Below are 18419 nucleotides of genomic sequence, written 5' to 3' on the forward strand. Positions count from 1 at the left end.
GGGCGCGCTCAGAGCGGGATGTTGCCGTGGCGCCGTTCCGGCATCGGCGCCCGCTTGCCGCGCAGCGCGCGCAGGGCGCGGCAGATGTGGGCACGGGTGTCGCGCGGGGCGATCACGGCGTCGACGTAACCGCGCTCGGCGGCGAGGTACGGGGTCCCGTACGTGCTCTCGTACGCGGTGACCAGGCGGGCCCGCAGCGCCTCGGGGTCGGCCGCGGCGGCGAGTTCGCGGCGGTGCAGGACGCCCACCGCGCCCTCGGCGCCCATGACGGCGATCCGGGCGGTGGGCCAGGCGAGGTTGATGTCGGCGCCGAGGTGCTTGGACCCCATCACCGCGTACCCGCCGCCGTACGCCTTGCGCACCACGACCGTCACCTTGGGGACGGTCGCCTCGGCGTACGCGTAGAGCAGTTTGGCGCCGCGCCGGATGATGCCGGCCTGCTCCTGGCGGACGCCGGAGAGATAGCCGGGGACGTCGGCGAAGGTCAGCAGGGGGATGCCGAACGCGTCACAGAAGCGGACGAACCGCGCGGCTTTCTCGGAGGCGTCGATGTCGAGGACCCCCGCCGAGCGCAGCGGCTGGTTGGCGACGACCCCGACCGTGGTGCCCTCGACGAGAGCCAGCGCGCAGATGATGTTCGGCGCGAACAGCTCCTGGATCTCCAGGAGTTCACCGTCGTCGACGACCGCGCGCAGCACGTCCCGCATGTCGTAGGCCTGACCGAGCCGGTCCGGCACCACCGTGTCGAGGCGCGGCCCGGCGGGCGCGGCCCCCGGCGTGTACTGCGGGGGCCGCTCCAGGTTGTTGGCGGGCAGGTACGACAGCAGGTCGCGCACGGTGTCGAGGGCGTCGACCTCGTCGGCGGCGAGGAAGTGGGCGTTGCCGTTGACGGTGTTGCTGGTGCGGGCGCCGCCCAACTCCTCGGCGCTGGTGCGTTCGCCGGTGACCGTCTCGATGACGTCGGGCCCGGTGACGAACATGTGCGAGGCGCCCTCCACCATTACGGTGAAGTCGGTGATGGCCGGCGAGTACGCGGCCCCGCCCGCACAGGGGCCCAGCACGACCGAGATCTGCGGGATCACCCCGGACGCCTGGACGTTGCGGCGCACCAGTTCGGCGTAGAGGGCGAGGGAGGTGACGCCCTCCTGGATGCGGGCGCCGCCGCCGTCGTTCAGCCCGATGACCGGGCAGCCGGTCTTCAGGGCGAGGTCCATCAGCGCGAGGGTCTTCTCCCCGAAGGCCTCGCCCATGCTGCCGCCGTACACGGTGGCGTCCTGGGCGAAGACACAGACCTGGCGGCCGTCGATCGTGCCGTGCCCGGTGACCACCCCGTCGCCGTACGGGCGCCGTGCGCCGTCCCCGGTCGGCCGTGCCCGCACGAACAGGCCCGTCTCCGTGAACGAGCCCGCGTCCAGCAGCAGATCGATCCGTTCGCGGGCCCCGTACTCCCCGCGTCTCCTGGGCCCGCCCGGCGCGAGCGCCCGCGCCCGACGCCCCTCCAACTCGGCGATGCGGTCGGATGTCCGGTCGGATGTCCGGTCGGGCGTCCGGTTGGCGGTCCGGTCGGGCGTCCGGTCGGGTGTCCGGTTGGCGGTCCGGTCGGGCGTCCGGTCGGGTGTCCGGTTGGCGGTCCGGTCGGGCGTCCGGTCGGGTGTCCGGTCGACGGTGTGTGCCCGGACCGGTTCGGGTCGCCGCTCCGGGACCGGCTCGGGGACCGGTTCCGGTACCGGCTCGGGCACTCGGCCGGGCGTACGTTCCGCCACCTGCCCCGCCCGGGATGTCGTCACCTCTAGCGTCACAGCCACCTCCGAAGTGGCTTTCGAATATGGCAGCGGAGGAGGGGCGGACCCGGCCGATCCCCGTTCTGTTTGCGGGAGATGAGTCCTGCGGGGCCGGGGTTCGTCCGTGGGTGACAAGGGCCCGGGGGCGACTCGGGTGTTCCGGACGGATGGCCGTAATCACGCTTCACTTGAGGATTCAACGATGCCAGGATCTCGGGCCCCCGAGCACGCCCCACCGCCCTCGAAAGGCATCGACATGCGCAGTCGGCTCACCCTCCTCGCCACCGCCACCGCCACCGCCACCGCCACCGCCACCGCCCTCCTGACGGCGGCCCCCGCACCGGCGTACGCCAGTGTCCGGCCCGGTGTCACCTACTCCGGCGAAGGCACCTTCTACGGCGCGACCGGCGTCGGGAACTGCCTCTACGACGCCACGAGCGACATCGCCATCGCCGCCCTCAACCACACCGACTACGACAACGCCCGTATGTGCGGCGCCTTCATCCGGGTCAAGGGCCCGCGCGGCGAGCTCACGGTGAAGATCGTCGACCGCTGTCCGGAGTGCCGCCCCGGCGACGTCGACCTCGGGCAGCAGGCCTTCGCCCGGATCGCCGACCCCGTGGCCGGCCGGGTGCCGATCACCTGGACGCTGGTGAGCCCGGACCTTGCCGGGCCCGTCTCCTACCGCTACAAGGAAGGGTCCACCCAGTGGTGGTGCGGCATCCAGGTCCGCAACCACCGCAACCCCGTCGCCGCCCTTGAGGTCCGCACCGGCACCACCTGGCGGCAACTCCCGCGCCAGGAGTACAACTACTTCGTCTCGGCGGACGGCGCCGGCTGCGGCTCCGACATCCGAATCACGGACATCCACGGCCAGACCCTCACCGACACCGGCATCGCCCTCACCCCGAACGTCGACCAGCCGGGCCGCGCCCAGTTCACCAAGCGCTGACCGGTGGGAAGGGTTGAGGGCATGGACATCGACGCACTGCGCCGGGACACCCCCGGCACCGCCCACCGACTCCATCTCAACAACGCCGGAGCCGCCCTGCTCTCCCGGCCGACCCTGGACGCCGTCACCGCCCACCTGGAACTGGAAGCCACCATCGGCGGCTACGAGGCGGCCCGGCAGGAGCAGGACCGCATCGACGCCACCTACACGAACCTCGCCCGGCTGATCGGCGGACGCCCCGACGAGATCGCCCTGTTCGACAACTCCACCCACGCCTGGAACGCCGCGTTCTACGCGCTCACCTTCAAGCCGGGCGACCGCATCCTCACCGGCCGGGCCGAGTACGGCAGCAACGTGCTCGCCTACCTCCAGGTCGCCCGGCGCACCGGCGCGGAGATCGTCGTCGTTCCCGACGACCCGTCCGGACAACTCGACACGGCCGCCCTCGCCGATCTGATCGACGAACGCACCCGCCTGGTCGGAATCAGCCACATTCCCACCAGCGGCGGTCTGATCAACCCGGCGGCCGAGATCGGCCGCATCACCCGCGCCGCCGGTGTCCCGTTCCTCCTCGACGCGACCCAGTCCGTGGGCCAGTTCCCGGTGGACGTCGAGGCCATCGGCTGCGACATGCTCACGGCCACCGGCCGCAAGTTCCTGCGCGGCCCGCGCGGCACCGGCTTCCTCTGGGTGCGCACCGAGGCGCTGGAGTACCTCGACCCGTACGTCACCGAGATCCACGCGGCCACCTGGGACGGCGGACGCGGCTTCACCTGGCAGCCCGGCGCCCGCCGCTTCGAGACCTGGGAAGTCGGCTACGCGGGTGTCCTGGGCCTCGACGCGGCCGTGCGCCAGGCCCTCGACCTGGGGCTGGACCGCATCGGCGAACGGGCCCTCGCCCTGGGCGCGTACCTGCGCGACCGGCTCGACGCCCTCCCCGGCGTCACCACCCACGACCTCGGCACCCACCGCTGCGCCATCGTGACCGCCAAGGTCGACGGCCTGTCCGCGACGGAGGTCGCCGACGGCCTCGCCCGGCAGCGGATCAACGTCACCACCACCGACCCGGCACACACCCAGTTCGACACCGAACACCGGGGCGTCCACCCCCTGGTCCGGCTCTCCCCGCACTACTACAACACCGAAGCCGAACTCGACCGCACCGTCGAGGTCATGGCCGACCTCGCCCGTACCGCACGCTGAAACCCCGCCCGGCGGCCGTCCGTCAGACGCGCGGCCCCGCGAGGAACTCGCGGGCGCCACGCAACCGGGTGCGCAGGTCCCGCCGGGTGACCCGGCTGTCCAGCCGGACGTCGAGGGCTCCCCGCCGGGCGCCGTCGGCCTGGCGTCCGGCGGGCAGCCGCGTCGGATCGAGGCCGTCGCGGCGGGCGACGAGGACACCCAACTCGTGCCGGGTGAGGGCGTCCGGCCCCGCGACGTGCCGTACGCCGACCGCCTCGGACGCCGCCAGTTCCAGCAGCGCGGCGGCCAGGTCGGTCACGTGCACCGGGCAGCGCACCACATCGGTGAACAGCACACCGTCGCGGTCACCGGCCACCAGATCGTGCACATGCCGTTCGTGCGCGGACGGAGCGTGCCCGTCCCCGATGATCAGCGAGGTCCGCACCACGACGGCGTCCGGTGCCAGCAGCCGGACCCCGGTCTCCGCCGCCGCCTTCGCGGCACCGTACGGCGTGACGGGATCCGGGAGACGGGTCTCGTCGTACGGGCCGTCGTCACCGGAGAACACGGCGTCGCTCGACACATGGATCAGCCGGCACCCCCGCCCGGCCACGGCCTGCGCGACCCGCACCCCGCCCTCGGCGGTGACCGCCCAGTCCGAGCCGCCGCTCGACGCGTTGACGACGACCGAGGGAGCCACCCGCGCCAGCACCTCGGCCGGCCCCGCGGGATCCCGGAGGTCGAGGGCGTGCCAGGAGACGCCCGGCGGGACGTCCCGCCGGGCGTCCGGCGGCCGGGTGGTGCGGGTCGCGGACGTCTCGTGGCCCGCCGCCACGGCCCGGCGCGCCAACTCGCCGCCCAGGAAACCGCTGCCGCCGATGATCAGAAGCCTCATGCCGGGCAACGGTATGCGCTCAGGACTCCTTGCCCCGGCCACTCAACGCGTCGCGCATCCGGTCGACGAGGCCGAGGCCCGGCGCGAGGATCCTGTTGGCCGGCGGCTTGGTCGGGGCTCCGGGGTGGGGGCGGGTCGGCGCCAGCTTCTTGGCCCTGCGGACCTTGTCGCCGAGGTCGTTCAGCACCGAGGCGGAGCAGGCCTTCGCCAACTGCGGGAAGAGATTGCTCTCCTCGTCCCGGACGTGGTGCCTGACCTCGGCCATCAGCTGCGTGACCAGCCGGTCGAACTCCGGGTCGTCGACGGCGCACCGCTCCAGGTCCTTCATGGTGCGCTCGGCCGCGGTGTGATCCGCCAACTCCCGGTCGGCGACCGCGTCCCCGTTGCTCAGGTGTTCGCGGACCGCCGGGTAGAGGTAGGCCTCCTCGGCGACGGAATGCCGTACCAACTCGATGGTGACCAGGTCGGCGTATTCCTTGCGCTTCGGGTCGCCGGAAGGCAATTCCTCGATTTTCCCGAAGAGTTCCGCCACCTCCCGGTGGTCCGCCTTCAATTCCTCGATGACGTCTCCGCCGTGTGCCATTTCCGTCGCTCCTCGCCTGCGCGTCCCGGCATGCGTTTTCCGGCCCGGACCTGTGTGGAGGTCAGTGAAACCCTCACCGCGCCGAATGCGTCGTATTGACGTCCGGTGAGTCAGTGCGACGCGCGGGTGTGGCCCAGGACACGTCCATTCCGTGGCCTGCGCCATTTCAGGGCGCGCGGCGCACGACTACGTTGTGCCACGCGTTCCCCAGTACCCACGGATGGCCCATCGTGCTCGCAGATCTCTCCCCGCTCATAGCGGCGACCACCCAGTGGCTGACGCGCGCCTACCCGGCGGGCGGCGGCGCGCTGGACGGCGCGCTCTGCGAGGCGCAGGCGCGGCAGGCCGTCACCGTGGCCGCCTGGCTCCGCTATCCGACGCCGATGGACGCCGCCCTCGTAGGCATGGCCGGACCGGGCGGCTCCACCCGCCTCGACTGGATCACCGGCTACGACGAGGCCCCGACCCCCGACGAGTACGCCTGGCGGACCTGGGTGGACGAGGTCGTGGCCAGCTGGGCGGCCTGCCTCCTGGCCGACACCGAGCTGGCCCGCGCCGCCGTGGACGCCCTCGACGGCTCCCCGCACACCGCCGGTCCGGTCGCCGCCTTCCGCCGCCTCCTCACCCCGGACGAACTCGACCGGCGGGCCGCCGCACTCCTGCGCCACCCCGACCTCCTCGCGCCCGTCGCGACGCTGCACCACATCGGCCTGCTCGACACGCTGCGGCCGGGCCGCCCCTTGCCGGCCTGAGCCCGGCCACCTGGCGGGGGCCGCGCTACCAGCGCAGGGGCAGCTGGGCCAGGTGGGCGTCGAGCAGCCCGGAGATGATCCGGTGGTCGTGGAGCGAGGGATGCCAGTCGCAGCCCAGGAAGTCGAGGCCGGGGTCGTCGTAGTACCAGTGGCTGACCCGGCCGTCGCCCCGCCGGACCCGCTCCTCGACGATCCGCGCGGTGGCCTCCGCCAACGCCGTGGTGTTCCAGAGGTGGGCGACGGAGACCACGAGGAACGTCTCCCGGCCGTACCGGGCACGCAGCTTGTCGAGGAACCCGTGGTAGGCGCTCTCGTAGGCGGCGACCAGCTCGGCCGTCGTGCTCCAGCGCTCCCCGGGGTTCAGGGGCGTCGAGAAGTCGTTGATGCCGAGCCCGACCACGACGACCCGCGGACACCAACTACGCGGCTTCCGCCAGACGTCGCCCTCGACGTTCAGCAGGGCCCGGTCGTAGTACGTGCGAAAGTCGGTTCCGGGCTCGCCGCCGTTGTAATTGCGGACCATGCCGCGCCCGGAGAACGCGTTGATCTGGACATCCGCGCCCAGCTTGCGTGCGGTGAGCGCACCGAAGGCGAGATCGGCATTGCTGTTCCGATTGACCCCGCCGTTGCCGGAGCAGTCCCGGATCTCGGAGACATTTCCATAACCGGCGGTGTACGAGTCTCCGATGAACTCGATCTGCCGGCGCCGCGGCCGGGGGCTTGCGAGGATCCCGCCCCCGGGAGCCGCGACGAACCCGCCGAACCGGCCGACCGCCCACGGGCTCTCCGTGCGCTTCACGACCCGTACGCGGTGCACCCCGTCGGTGAGACCGTCGACCCAGGAGACGGTACGGCCCGGGGTGACGAGCGTGGCGACGGTCGCACCGTCGACCTGGACGTCGTAGTCGTTGTCGGCGTCGTCGAGGACCACGCCGACGCCGGTCCCGCGGAACCGTCCCTCGAAGGAGACGCCGGGCCAGCTGTACCGGACGGTCCCGTCGGCCTCCCTCCTGATCCGGCCCACCGTGTGGAACCGGGCCGCCCGGGGCTCGGCGGCCAGGGCGGGGGACGCGATGGGGGACACGACGGTGGAGGCGAGGCCGGCCGCAGCCGCGGCGACCAACGTCCGTCGGGATAACTGGCTGTGCGTCGGCTGCATGGCCGTCCCTTCGACACGGGGATGGGAGCGCTCCCATGGTGTGGGCGTTATCGAAGGTGACCGTCCCGTGGGCCACCGTCAACCCTCGTGACGACATCCGTCACGAGGGAGGCCGGATCGGGGTGGCTGGATCGGGGTGGGTGGAGGTCAGGGGCCGCGGTGGCTGAACTCGGCCGTGGTGTGCAGGCGTATGCAGGCATCGGCCCAGGCGGTCGTGGGCGCGTGGGCAGCGGCCCCGGCGATCGAACGCGCGTCCGAGGCGGCTCGCGAACGCGCGTCCGGGGCGGCTCGTCCATCGGCGTGCTGGGCATGGTGGTCGTGTGGGGCGTGGTCCAGGGTGTGGAGGAGCTTTCTCAGCAGGTTCGACGAGGTGGTGAGGCCGGTGCGGGTCAGCCGGTCCGCCGCCTCGCGGAGCCGGTCGGCGGCGGAGCGGGGGAGGCGGCGCAGACCGTGGTGGGCGGCGTCGGCGAGGGCGCTGAGCGCCGCCTCGACCGCTGTCGCGACCGGATCGGACGGGGTGCGGTCGGCGAGCGGCAGCACGGGCGGGACCGTCGGGGGCGCGAGGTCGGGGACGAGGACGCCGTCCGGTCCGAGGAGGGCCAGCGGAGTGATGCCGGTCCGTCCCCCGGCGTGGTGCACGACCCCGCTGAGGTGGGTGACCCCGCCCTCGGTGAGGGCGGCGGCGAGCGCGTCCAGGGCGGCCGGGCACAGCGGATTGTGGGGGGCGTGGACCCGGACGGGGTGTCCCGCCGCATCCCTGACGGTGGCCTTCAGGACCTGCTCGGCGGGGTCGTAGCCCACCTCCTCGACCTCCGCGATCTCGACCACCCGAACCGCCTCCGCCTCCACCCGCGCTCGGATCAGCCCCGGGGGGCGGGCGTCGGCTGCCGCCACGAGTCCCGTGACGTCGCGGACGAGGAGCGGCTCGGGCAGGTCGGCCCAGGACCGGCCGACCGGCGACACCGTGGTGGTGGCCACCCGCCCCCGGGCCAGCGTCAGTCTGCGGCTGGGCGTGCGGCGGGCGCTCTCGCTGACCAGATTGCCGGTGGCCAGCGCGGACAGGGTCGTGCCCAGCAGACGCCTGTCCGCCGGCAGCCGTCTGTCGGCCGTCGGGCGTCCGGCGGGCGGCGGGGGCGGATGGGCGCCGACCGCTCCCGGTACCGGGGGCACGCCGCGCCGTCCGGCCTCGGGCCAGTCCTTGCGGAGGACGAGGACGATGCCCGCGCTCGCGTGGGCGAAGTACACCTCGGCCAGGGGCCGTTCGGCGGTGCCCGAGACCCGGCAGCCGAGCGCGGTGAGCCGCACCCGCCGCAACGGTGTCTCCGTCGCCTCCCGCACGCCGAGCACCTCGGGATGCCCTGCGGCCCGGTGCCGGGCGTGCAGTTCGGCGAGGAGCGTCGCGACCTCCTCCGGTCGGTGCAGGGCATGGCGCTCCGCATGGGCGTCCAGCTGATCGGCCAGCTCCATGGCCGCCGCGGCCGGCCAGTGGGCCCCCGCCGCCGAGAGCCGCCGGGCCGCCGTGCGCAACGCGCCCCTCTGCACCGCGTCGGCGTGCGTGACTCCGTCCAGGAGCAACTCATCGGCCAGTTCGACCAGTTGTCGGAGGGGAGAGGAGGGGGAGGGCTCGGAGCGGGGCGTCTCCGCGGTTGGGGCCGTCGAACGGTTCGCGTCCTTCGCTGTCCCCTTTGCAGAGCTCTTCGCTGTGTTCGGTGCCGGTGCCGGTGCCGCTGCCGCTGCCGGTGCCAGCGCTGATGCTGCCGTCGACGTCAGCGTTGCTGTGTCCGTCGCCGTCGCCGTCGCCGCCGTCGGTGGGTTCTCGGGTCGAGAGGGGGCGGGGGAGGCCTCAGGTGGAGGGGAAGCCGTCGGGGGGTCCTCGTGGTTCGGGCGGCTTTCGTCGTCCGGTGCGGCGGTCGGTGTCCCCAGGTCCCGCAGGGGCACGAGGACCAGTCTCGCCTGCCGGTCGGTCGCGTCGGCCGTGCGGAACGCCCACACCGCGAGGGCCAGCATCTCGCCGCGCAGGCTGTCGGCCGCGTCGGTCAGGGCGTGCGCGGCCTGCCCCGGCACCGGGAAACGCACGGTGCACGTGGGCAGTTCGACCCAGGGGTGCGGTTCCCGCGGGGTCGGGCGGTGGACGCGGACCGACGCACCCCGCCGTGCGGAGCGCCGAGCGGCGGCCAGGGCTCGGGCGCCGACGGCCGCCGCGAGTGCCGTGTCGTCGATGTCGCCCGGTGACCAGTCCGGGACCTCTTCCCCGGGCGGGGCCGGGTCCGCCGCCCGTCCGTAGGCGAGGACCAGCCCGATCAGATGGCGGCAGACCCCGGCCGCGGCGCAGGTGCAGGTCCCGCTGTCCAGGGACGCCCCGGGCGGCATCGCGGCCTCGGCGCCGTCCGCGAACCGGGCCGTCACCCCGCCGTCCGGCGCGCCGCGCAGCTCCGGGGGCGCCCCGCCGTCGAGTTCCTTCGTCGCCCTTCGCACCAGCCCCCGGTTGGTGAGTGCCGCGAGCGTGTCGGGTGTCAGGGCCAGCAGATCCGTACGCGGTGATGTCGTCAACGTCCCAGCCTCTCCGCCACGAACCCGGCCAGCTCACCCGGTGTCATCGCGCCCACCTGCGCCCCCGCCCCAGCGAGCCGGCCGGCGAGTTCACGGTCGTAGCTCGGGTTCGCCTCCTCGTCGAGCGCGGCCAGCCCCAGCACGGTGGCACCCTGCTCCACCAGTGCCCGGACCCCGCGCACCAGCCGGTACGGATCGCCGCCCTCGTAGAAGTCGGAGATCACGACGAAGACGCACCGCCGGGGGTTCTCCACCAGACCCGCGCCGTAGTCCACGGCCCGGGCGATGTCCGTGCCCCCGCCGAGTTGGACCCGCATCAGCAGTTCCACCGGATCGGTCACGTCGGACGTCAGGTCGACGACCGAGGTGTCGAAGGCCACCAGATGCGTCTTCAGGCCGGGCAGTCCCCACAGACAGGCGGCCGTCACGGCGGAGTGGATGACCGAGCCGGCCATCGAACCGGACTGGTCGACCAGCAGGATCAGCTGCCACTGTTCGAGGTGGCGCCGGGTGCGCGAGTGGAAGTGCGGGCGCTCGATGAGCAGTCGGCGGTCCTCGGGCCGGTAGTGGGCGAGGTTGGCGCGCACGGTGGCCCGGAAGTCGAAGTTGCGGGCCAGGGCCCGACGGCTCGGTCTGGGGGACCGGGTGCCGGAGAAGGCCTGGCGGATCTCCGGGGCGAGCCGTTCCATCAGCCGGCGGACCACGCTCTCCACGATGCGCCGGGCCGCCCGCAACACGTCGGGATTCATCAGGTGCTTGGTGCGCAGCACGGCACGCAGCAGGGTCGCGCTGGGCTCGACCCGCTCCAGCACCGCCGGGTCCGTCACGATCTCATGGATGCCGTACTGCTCGACCGCGTCCCGTTCCAGGCGCTCGATCGTCTCCTTGGGGAACAGCCGGTGGATGTCGTCCAGCCAGTCGACGGCCGTCACGACGGACGGCCCCCGACCGCCCGTACGTTCCTGGTGCCCCGTCCCGCGCACACCGCGTTCGGCGAGTTCCGGGTCCCTTCCGTAGAGCCAGTCCAACGCGGCGTCGCGAGCCGCGGCCTCGCCGCTCAACCGGCCCGTACAGCTCTCGGCCGGAGTCCCGAGGATCAGGCGCCACCGTTCGAGGACGGGGTCCGGGGAGGCGGCGTGCCGGGGCACGGCACCGCTGTCGTCGGTCATGGGGCCGTCCCGAGTCCGTAGAAGGCGAGTCGCCGGGTCACCTTCTCCTCCAGGGCGGCCGCCCTGGCCAGCAGCACCGGGTCCGCGCTCGTACGCAGCAGGGAGCGCGCCGAACCCCGTACGCCGCGCCGCTCCATCAGCCGTTCGGCGATCCGTTCGCGCTCGCGGGGCGGGAAGAAGACGAAGGCCTGGCGCAGGGCCGGCAGGCCGATCAGGAACTCCTCGTCGGACATCGCCCCGACCATGCCGTCCAGCACCCCGATCAGGGACTGCGGCCCATCGCCGCCGGTACCGGGGGCGGTCGTCAACTCGTCGCGTGCGACAGCGAACAGTCCGGCCAGCCAGTCGCCGAGCACCGCCGCTCCGGGCAGCTCCCTGACCGCCGTCCCCACGGCGGCGGGGTCGTGGTCCCCGGTCAGACAGCGGTGGAGGCCGAAGGCCGCGCCGCGCAGATCGGGCGGGGCCGCCGGGTCGCGGCTGACACGGTGGGCGACGGCGGCCACGGCCTCGGGGGTCACGGACAGCACGTCGGACGCGTGCCACAGCGTGTCACGCACCGCCGCCACGGCGGCCAACCGGGCGAGATCCACCGTCGGCCCGCTCGTACCGGGCGTCGGTGTCCTGGAGGCTCGCGCTCCCTCGAACAGCCACAACAGCCGCTCCACCACGCCGTCCAGCACCGAGACGAGCAGCGGGCTTCGCGCCGTCCCGAAGACCCCGTCGTGCCGCCACAGCCCGAGAGCCGTCGCGAGCACGTCCCCCAAGGGGCCCGCCGCACCCAGCCGCCGCACCCGTGCCGCCAGCGCCTCCAGCAGCGCATCCGACAGCCGCTCCACACCGCACAACACCACGTCGAACAACGTCCGGGCGAGCGCTTCGGCGTCCGGACCGTCGGGCACTCCGGGAAGACCAGCGATTGTGGTGCCGGTGCCGCCCGGCGGGGTGGCCCCCGGGGTCGTGGCCCCGGCTGTCGCGGCCCGTGCCCGCTCGGTGAGCCTCGTCTCCGCGGCCTCGGTCAGGGCGGCGCCGTACGCACCCGCCTCGACCAGTGCCGCGTCGCGCGTGGGCGCCGGGTACCTCTCCCAGCGCTCGGTGAACTGCGGGTCGGCGCCGCCCCGCGGGCCCTTGGTGCGTTCGTACCCGGGGACGCCGAGGACCCTCAGCCGGTGCAGGACACGACTGCGCTCCAGGTCCGCCGGACGGGTCAGGTCGAGTGTGAACGGTCCCTCGCCGGTCAGCCCCAGCGCCGCGAGCCGCCCGGCGACATCGGCGACCAGCGGCGGCCTGGGCGTCGCCGGGTGCAGGGCGCCCACCCGGTCGCCGCTGCTCGCCGCGATCATCTCCACCACGACCGGATGGGCCCCCGGCGCGAGCGAGCCCCGTGTCGTCCACGGCAGCGGCTGGTCCAAATCCTCGCCGACGAGGGCGCCCGCCATCCCGTCCAGCACATCGGTCCTGGCCGGCCGCGGGTGCCCGCGCAACGCGGTCAGGCCCCGGGTGAGGGCGCGGGCGGCGATCAGATCGGCCGTCGACACGGGGTGGTTGCGGGCCCGCAGCCGCGACACCACCGCACGCACCAGCCCGTCCGCCGCAGCCTCCGCCCCGTCGTCCCAGACCCGTTGGTAGTACCCGGGCGACGGCATGCCCGACTCGTACCCGGCGAAGGAGTCCAACTGCCGGAACGAGTACGGCACGAGATAGCTGCCCGTCAGCGCGCCCTCGGCCGCCCCCGGCACGTCGGGCCATCGAGGGGCGCCCTCGACGGCGCCGCACGGCTCCCCAGCGCCCGATGCCTCGGCTTCAGGCTCCCCCGCGCCAGACGCCCTGGCCTCCGGCTCCCCGGTGTCCGACGCTCCCACCAGCGACCGCAGCGCCGGCTGATGGAAACCCCCGGTGACCACCACGACCGTCGGGTCCCCGGGCACGGCCAGTGCCGCCCGCACCCAGGACGCCATGTACTCCTCACGGACCCGGTCGCCGTCGTCGGCACGGGTGTCGCCCCGCAGCGACGCGAAGTAGATGTCGAGCCGCTCGGCGAGATCCTCGTCGTCCGCCACCTCGAAGAGCCGGTCCCAGAGGGCGTCCACGCCGTCCACGTCGAAGCGGGAGCACAGCCGTGCCGTCACCTCGGTGTAGCGGGTCTCCGCGTCGGCGTAGCGGTTGGCGCGCTCCGCGAACGCGGGGTGCCAGGCCGGGAGATCGATGAAGCGGACCTCCGCGCCCACCGACCGCCCCGCCCGCAGGGCCACCCACTCCGGGGAGTAGTCGCACAGCGGCGTCCACGACGTGGCGGACCGCTCGGCGTCGCGGTAGTGGCTGAACACCGCGACGGGCAACTCGTGACCGAGGAACAGCTCCTCCAGCCGGCCGTTCAGGTCGCAGGGGCCCTCCACCAGCACGTACGACGGCCGCAGTCGCTCGATCGTCGCGGCGACCAGCCGCGCGCAGGCGGGGGAGTGGTGGCGCACCCCCAGGAACACGGGGGGCACGTCAGCCGTCCAGCAGATGGCGTGCGTCGTACAGCGCCTGCCACTGCGGACCCGGGCGGCGCGGCACCCGCTGCTCCAGATGACGGCGCAGCCGGGCCAGGTCCTCGGGGCTGTCCTTGGCCACCGTGCCCGCCAGACAGGCCACCACGTCGGCGGCGCTGCCCGGCTCCCCGCGCAGGAACCAGCCGCGCACCCCCACCGCGTGGGCGACCGACACGGCCTCGGCGGTGCTCATCACCGCCGACGGCCGCTCCACCCCGTCGCCCTCGCGCGTCCGGCCGGAACGCAGCTCACGGAAGGTGGTGACCAGCACCTCCAGCACCTCGGGGTCGGGCGCCGCCGTCACACCGGACTGCCGCAGCAACTCGCCCGCCTCCGCCTCGACCAGGGCCAGTTCGGTGTCCAGGTCGGGCACCGGGAACACCGTCTCGAAGTTGAAGCGGCGTTTGAGGGCCGCGCTCATCTCGTTGACGCCCCGGTCGCGGGTGTTGGCCGTGGCGATCACATTGAAGCCCTTGCGGGCGAAGACCATGCCGTCGGCGCCGTCCAGCTCCGGGATCGCCAGCACGCGTTCGGAGAGCAGTGACAGCAGCGAGTCCTGCACCTCCAGCGGGCAGCGGGTGATCTCCTCGAAGCGTACGATCCGGCCCTCGGCCATGCCCCGGAGCATCGGCGCCGGCACCAGCGAGCGACGCGAGGGGCCCTCGGCGACGAGCAGTGCGTAGTTCCAGCCGTACTTGATCTGGTCCTCGGTGGTGGCGGCGCCGCCCTGCACGGTCAGCGTCGACGTGCCGCTGACGGCGGCGGCGATCAGCTCCGACAGGAGGGACTTCGCGGTGCCCGGCTCCCCGACGAGCATCAGCCCACGATTGGTCGCCAGCGTCACCAGCGCACGCTCGACCAGCGAGGGGTTGCCCACGAACTTCCGGCTGATGCCCGCGCCCTCGTCGCCGACCACGAAACGGCGCGCCGCCCTGAGGCTCAACTCCCAGCCGGGCGGCCGGGGCCCGCTGTCGTCGGCCCGCAGCGCCGCCAGCTCGTCGGCGTGACGCACCTCGGCGGGCGGCCGCTGCAACGCGTCCGCCGCGGTCCCGGTCCCCGTCGCACTCGCCGTCGCACCGACCGTCGGTCCCGTCGGTCCCGTCGTCCCCGGCGCCCCCGTCGTCGTCATGGTGCAGTCAACTCCGTGAGATCGGCCAGCAGTTCGGAGACGGCCACCGGGTCGATCTCACCGAAGCGCGCGCTGTGGGTGTCGTGCGGCCAGTAGTCGGTGGGGCGGCTGCCGAGCCACAGGTACTCCACCTTCTGCTCCTCGGCCGGATCGAAGTAGCCGACGGCGATGCCGTCGTCGGGGATGAGCACCGCGTAGCGGTTGGTGGCGAGCCTCTTCGAGATCCAGCGTTCGACCCCGTTGTCCAACGGCTGACCGCGCCGCCAGCCGCGCCGCTCCAGCCCGACGAGCCGGCCCGTCGTCACCGTCAGGCCCTCGAAGCGCTCCAGACGCCAGTGGGCGGCCTCCTCCGGGGTCAGCTCGAACACCTGCCGCCCCAGCTGCGGGAACGGCTGGAGGATCTCGTAGTCCGCGAACAGCTCCGCCCAGGCGTCCAGTTCGCCCCGCAGCCGCAGCGGGTGCGCGATCCGTACGGTCGCCACGCCGGGCAGGTCGAACGTGCTGTCCTCGACGTCCGCGAACGTACGGTCCTCCGCCACCCGGAAGGAGGTCGTCGTGCCGTCCGCGTCGCACAGCCAGACCAGCCGCCGGACGAGGTGCCACAGCAGCGGATGCCCCACGAACAGCCCGCGGAACTCGGCCGCCGACCACGAACGGCCCTGCGTCATGGCCGACTCCAGCCGCCGCACCTGATCGGCGGCGACGGTCCGGACGTCCTTCTTCAGCGCCATGAACCGCTTGCGCTCGGCAGGGGCCAGCTCCGCGTCGTCCCGCGCGCCCGGCTGGGGCAGGTCCTTGCGGTGCTTGCCGTCCGGGTCCCGCACGAAGGGGCGCAGTTGTTCGTCGAAGCCGACCGTGAACGAGCGGCTGCCGTAGTCGATGACCGTGGTGCCGCGCGGGTCCAGGCCGAAGTCGGGCACCAGCCGGTCGGCGAGCTGCTCACCGGTCAGCCCGAGGCCCTGCGCCAGCTCGGCGATCTTCTCCTGCGCGCGGGCCTTGAGGCCCTTGAACTTCACCCGCTGGGCCACGCCGTGCAGATGCATCAACGCCACCTCGGTGCCGATCTCGGCCAGCACACCGAGGCCGTCCACCGCCCGCTGGTGCGCACCCTCGCCGGGCCAGGCCCTGATCAACGGGGTGAGCCGGCGTACCGTCCCGTCGTCGCCGAGCAGCCCCAGCGCGGTCAGCGCCCAGCTCTCCTGGCTCGGCATCCCGGCGAGCCGCCACTGCTCGAACAGGGCCCAGCCGAACTCGGCGAGCGACTCCGGCACACACGACTCCCGGACCACGGCCAGCCCCGGGTACGGCTCGCCCGGCCGGGACATCGCGAGCATGGTCACCACATGCCGGGTGGCGTCGGCGGGCAGCGCGCCCCCGGTCCGCAGCAGGATCTGCGGCAGCAGCAGCGGTTCCGCCCACTCGACGGGCTCGGGCAGTTTCTTCGGCAGCGCCGTCTCCAGCGGATCGGCGGACAGCAGCTCCCCGATCGCGGCCTCGGCCTCGGCGCCGTACCGTTCGGCGGCGGACCGCACGACCTCCTCCCCGTGCAGGGCCACGATGGTGTGCAGCGCCTGCTCGGCGTACCGGCGAGCGGGACCCGCCTTGCCCAGGGCGTCCGGCACCAGCAGCGGCGCGGCGGCCGCTCCGTGCCGCCGGAACCAGGAACGGGCCGTCTCGCGCACCGACTTCAGCCGCACCGCCCACTCCGCGACCAGCCGGGCCGCCCCCACGCTCACATACGGCGACAGCAGCGGAGCCAGAGAGGCGGGCCACTTGGGCGCGGTGCGCAGCACCACGCCCAGCGCGTCCGTGCCGAACCGGGCGACGACCGGCTTCAGCGCGGCGTCGTTGTCCGTACCCGTCGGGTTCCATTCGTCCAGCAGCGGCCGGACCAGCTCCTCGGGCTTGTCGAGGAAGATCCCCAACGCCCCGACCTTGTCCGCGCGGACCGCGCGCAGCAGCGCCTCCGGATCGTCCGGCCACTCGGAACGCCGGGCCCAGTCGCGCTCCCAGGACGGGGCGTCCGCCCACTTCTGCCGCTCTCCCGGCAACCAGTCGATCGCCGGCTCGTCCTCGGCGACCAGCCCGCCGACCGTGCGGACCTGGACGACCCTCCGCGGCCGGCTCCACGGAGGGCTGGTGAGCATGGCGGGCAGGGACGCGGCCGGGGCGTCCGGCACCCGGTCCTGGGGACTCAGCAGCGGTTCGACGGCGGCCGCCGCCCCGGGCGAGAGGGAGGAGAGCGCCTCCGCGGCCACGTCCGGGTGGGCGGACACATGCACCAGCAGCGCGTGCCGGAGGGCGTCGGTGTTCGGCCCGCCCGCCGCGACGGCCTCGGCGAGCATGCGCAGGGCGCGGCGCGGATACCTGCGGGCCGCCTTCGCCACGAAGGGCTGCGTCCGCTTGTCGTCGAGCTGTGCCAGCAGCAGGCCGAACGCCTCGTCGGACGGAAGCTCGACCAGGACCGAGTTGACCTGCTTGACGGTGTCCGAGGTGACGTACGAGCGCCCCAACTGCTCCGCCACCAGGGGTGCCACCGCCGTGCCGATGCCCTCGGCGACGGTGGCGATCGTCGGCATCGACCATCCGTTGCTCAGGGCGGCCACCCCGCCCACCTTCCGGACCTGCTCGGGGTCGTTGAACGAGCAGAACAGCATCGGGCGCAGGACGTAGTCGTGCGGCCGGTCGGCCTCGGGGCAGCCCGCGCACTCGTCGAGCCAGGCGGTCTCGGTGGGGACGAGGTACGACACGACGACGCGCCTGCGCGCGCTGCTCCGCACGTCGGCGAGGGCCGCGACCACGGCACGGTACGTCTCCTCGTCGGCGGCCGCGAGCCGGGCCCGCAGCCGGTCGGCGACAGCGCGCACCCGCCAGGCGTGCCCCCCGTAGGCGCTCGCCGGTGTGCGCTCCACGTACGGATCGAGGCGGCGGGGCCCGTGCTGGGTGTAGTGCACCTCGATGTCGAAGAGTTCCACGGTCGCGAGGGCGGCGAAGACCGCCCCGTGGGCCTCGACCCAGGCATCGGCGCAGGCGGCGCCCGACCAGGCCGTGTCGGAGGTGACGGCCAGCACTGCCGCGCCCAGCGGGTCGGCCGTACCGGCGAGTTGCGCCTCGGCGGCCCGCACCAGGTCCGGGTCGCTCCGGGGGCTGTCCAGGTACTGCCGCACCCAGGTGTCGGCATCGCGCAGCTGCTGCTCGGCCTGCTCGGCGGCCCCCTTGCGCGGAGGCGTCGGCCGACGCGGGACGCCCCCGCGCCGCGGATGCACATGGCGGTGCCAGGCGGCCGGCAACACGAAGGTGTCCTCGTCGACGACCGGGGTCTCCGCCACAGGGGCGTCTCCCTCGTCGGCGGCGACCGGGGAACCGGCCTCGGCAACTCCTGCGGCAGCGACCTCGGCGACGACGCCGGTGCCGCCCTCGGCGACGCCGGTACCGGCCTCGGCGGCGGCCGTGGTGCCGACCTCCCGGTACCCCTTGCGCTCCTTGGCGGCGGCGGTCTTCCGCACGTACTCGGCGGCCTCCTCCGCCGAGGCGCACTCCTTGACCTGGGTCCGTCCCTCCGTACCGAGACGCCCGTACCGGACGGTCACCGTGGTGCCGTCCGTCATGGCCTCCCAGAACTTCGAGGAGTTCCCCTCGGCACACTCCCAGCGGCGCACGCCCCCACCCCTTCCGACCGTGCCGGCTTCCCGGCCCACCCCACGCGGATCAGGCCGCTGACCGGCGAAGACCCGCC

At 73.7% G+C, this 18419-nt stretch carries 12 protein-coding genes; 3 read left to right on the forward strand and 9 right to left on the reverse strand.

Annotated elements, in window-relative coordinates:
* Positions 1–8 precede the first annotated feature (8 nt).
* A complete protein-coding gene (locus tag PUR53_RS19680) occupies positions 9–1511 on the reverse strand; it encodes an acyl-CoA carboxylase subunit beta (protein WP_329909143.1) in 1503 nt (500 codons plus the stop codon).
* Between the two features lie 472 nt (positions 1512–1983).
* Between PUR53_RS19680 and PUR53_RS19685 the strand changes: the two genes are divergently transcribed.
* Both PUR53_RS19685 and PUR53_RS19690 read left to right on the forward strand, forming a co-directional pair.
* Entirely contained in the window at positions 1984–2733 is a 750-nt protein-coding gene (locus tag PUR53_RS19685; protein WP_329909088.1) for an expansin EXLX1 family cellulose-binding protein, read from the forward strand.
* A gap of 21 nt (positions 2734–2754) precedes the next feature.
* Positions 2755–3936 (forward strand): aminotransferase class V-fold PLP-dependent enzyme, encoded by a 1182-nt coding sequence (locus PUR53_RS19690; RefSeq protein WP_329897461.1) that lies wholly within the window; start codon positions 2755–2757, stop codon positions 3934–3936.
* Positions 3937–3958: 22 nt separating this feature from the next.
* Here PUR53_RS19690 and PUR53_RS19695 read toward each other — a convergent pair whose 3' ends face one another.
* Together PUR53_RS19695 and PUR53_RS19700 are read right to left on the reverse strand one after the other, a co-directional pair.
* The gene (locus tag PUR53_RS19695; protein WP_329909089.1) at positions 3959–4810 is read right to left on the reverse strand and encodes an SDR family oxidoreductase; all 852 of its coding nucleotides are present in this window, start codon (positions 4808–4810) and stop codon (positions 3959–3961) included.
* A 19-nt stretch (positions 4811–4829) separates the two neighbouring features.
* The gene (locus PUR53_RS19700; RefSeq protein ID WP_329897459.1) at positions 4830–5393 is read right to left on the reverse strand and encodes a hemerythrin domain-containing protein; all 564 of its coding nucleotides are present in this window, start codon (positions 5391–5393) and stop codon (positions 4830–4832) included.
* Between the two features lie 230 nt (positions 5394–5623).
* Here PUR53_RS19700 and PUR53_RS19705 point away from each other — a divergent pair, with 230 nt between their 5' ends.
* Positions 5624–6145 carry a hypothetical protein gene (locus PUR53_RS19705; protein ID WP_329897458.1) on the forward strand — a complete coding sequence of 174 codons (522 nt, stop codon included), beginning with the start codon at positions 5624–5626 and terminating at the stop codon, positions 6143–6145.
* Between the two features lie 25 nt (positions 6146–6170).
* Here PUR53_RS19705 and PUR53_RS19710 read toward each other — a convergent pair whose 3' ends face one another.
* From PUR53_RS19710 to PUR53_RS19735, 6 genes are all read right to left on the reverse strand, one after another.
* Positions 6171–7304, reverse strand: coding sequence for an SGNH/GDSL hydrolase family protein (locus tag PUR53_RS19710; RefSeq protein ID WP_329897457.1), 1134 nt, complete (start codon positions 7302–7304; stop codon positions 6171–6173).
* Between the two features lie 147 nt (positions 7305–7451).
* Positions 7452–9854 carry a hypothetical protein gene (locus PUR53_RS19715; protein WP_329909090.1) on the reverse strand — a complete coding sequence of 801 codons (2403 nt, stop codon included), beginning with the start codon at positions 9852–9854 and terminating at the stop codon, positions 7452–7454.
* Positions 9851–11023 (reverse strand): VWA domain-containing protein, encoded by a 1173-nt coding sequence (locus PUR53_RS19720; RefSeq protein WP_329909091.1) that lies wholly within the window; start codon positions 11021–11023, stop codon positions 9851–9853. The genes PUR53_RS19715 and PUR53_RS19720 overlap by 4 nt, the downstream gene beginning before the upstream one ends.
* Positions 11020–13512: a DUF5682 family protein gene (locus tag PUR53_RS19725; RefSeq protein WP_329909092.1), complete on the reverse strand. Its 2493-nt coding sequence runs from the start codon at positions 13510–13512 to the stop codon at positions 11020–11022. The genes PUR53_RS19720 and PUR53_RS19725 overlap by 4 nt, the downstream gene beginning before the upstream one ends.
* Position 13513: 1 nt before the next feature.
* Positions 13514–14683, reverse strand: a complete 1170-nt coding sequence (locus PUR53_RS19730) for an ATP-binding protein (protein ID WP_329909093.1) — start codon at positions 14681–14683, stop codon at positions 13514–13516.
* Complete coding sequence (locus PUR53_RS19735; protein WP_329909094.1) at positions 14680–18342, reverse strand: DUF4132 domain-containing protein; 3663 nt, start codon at positions 18340–18342, stop codon at positions 14680–14682. Before PUR53_RS19735 ends, PUR53_RS19730 begins: the two co-directional genes overlap by 4 nt.
* Positions 18343–18419 lie beyond the last annotated feature (77 nt).

Origin of the sequence: Streptomyces sp. SP18BB07 (genome assembly GCF_036322545.1) — a bacterium.
Lineage (GTDB): Bacteria > Actinomycetota > Actinomycetes > Streptomycetales > Streptomycetaceae > Streptomyces > Streptomyces deccanensis.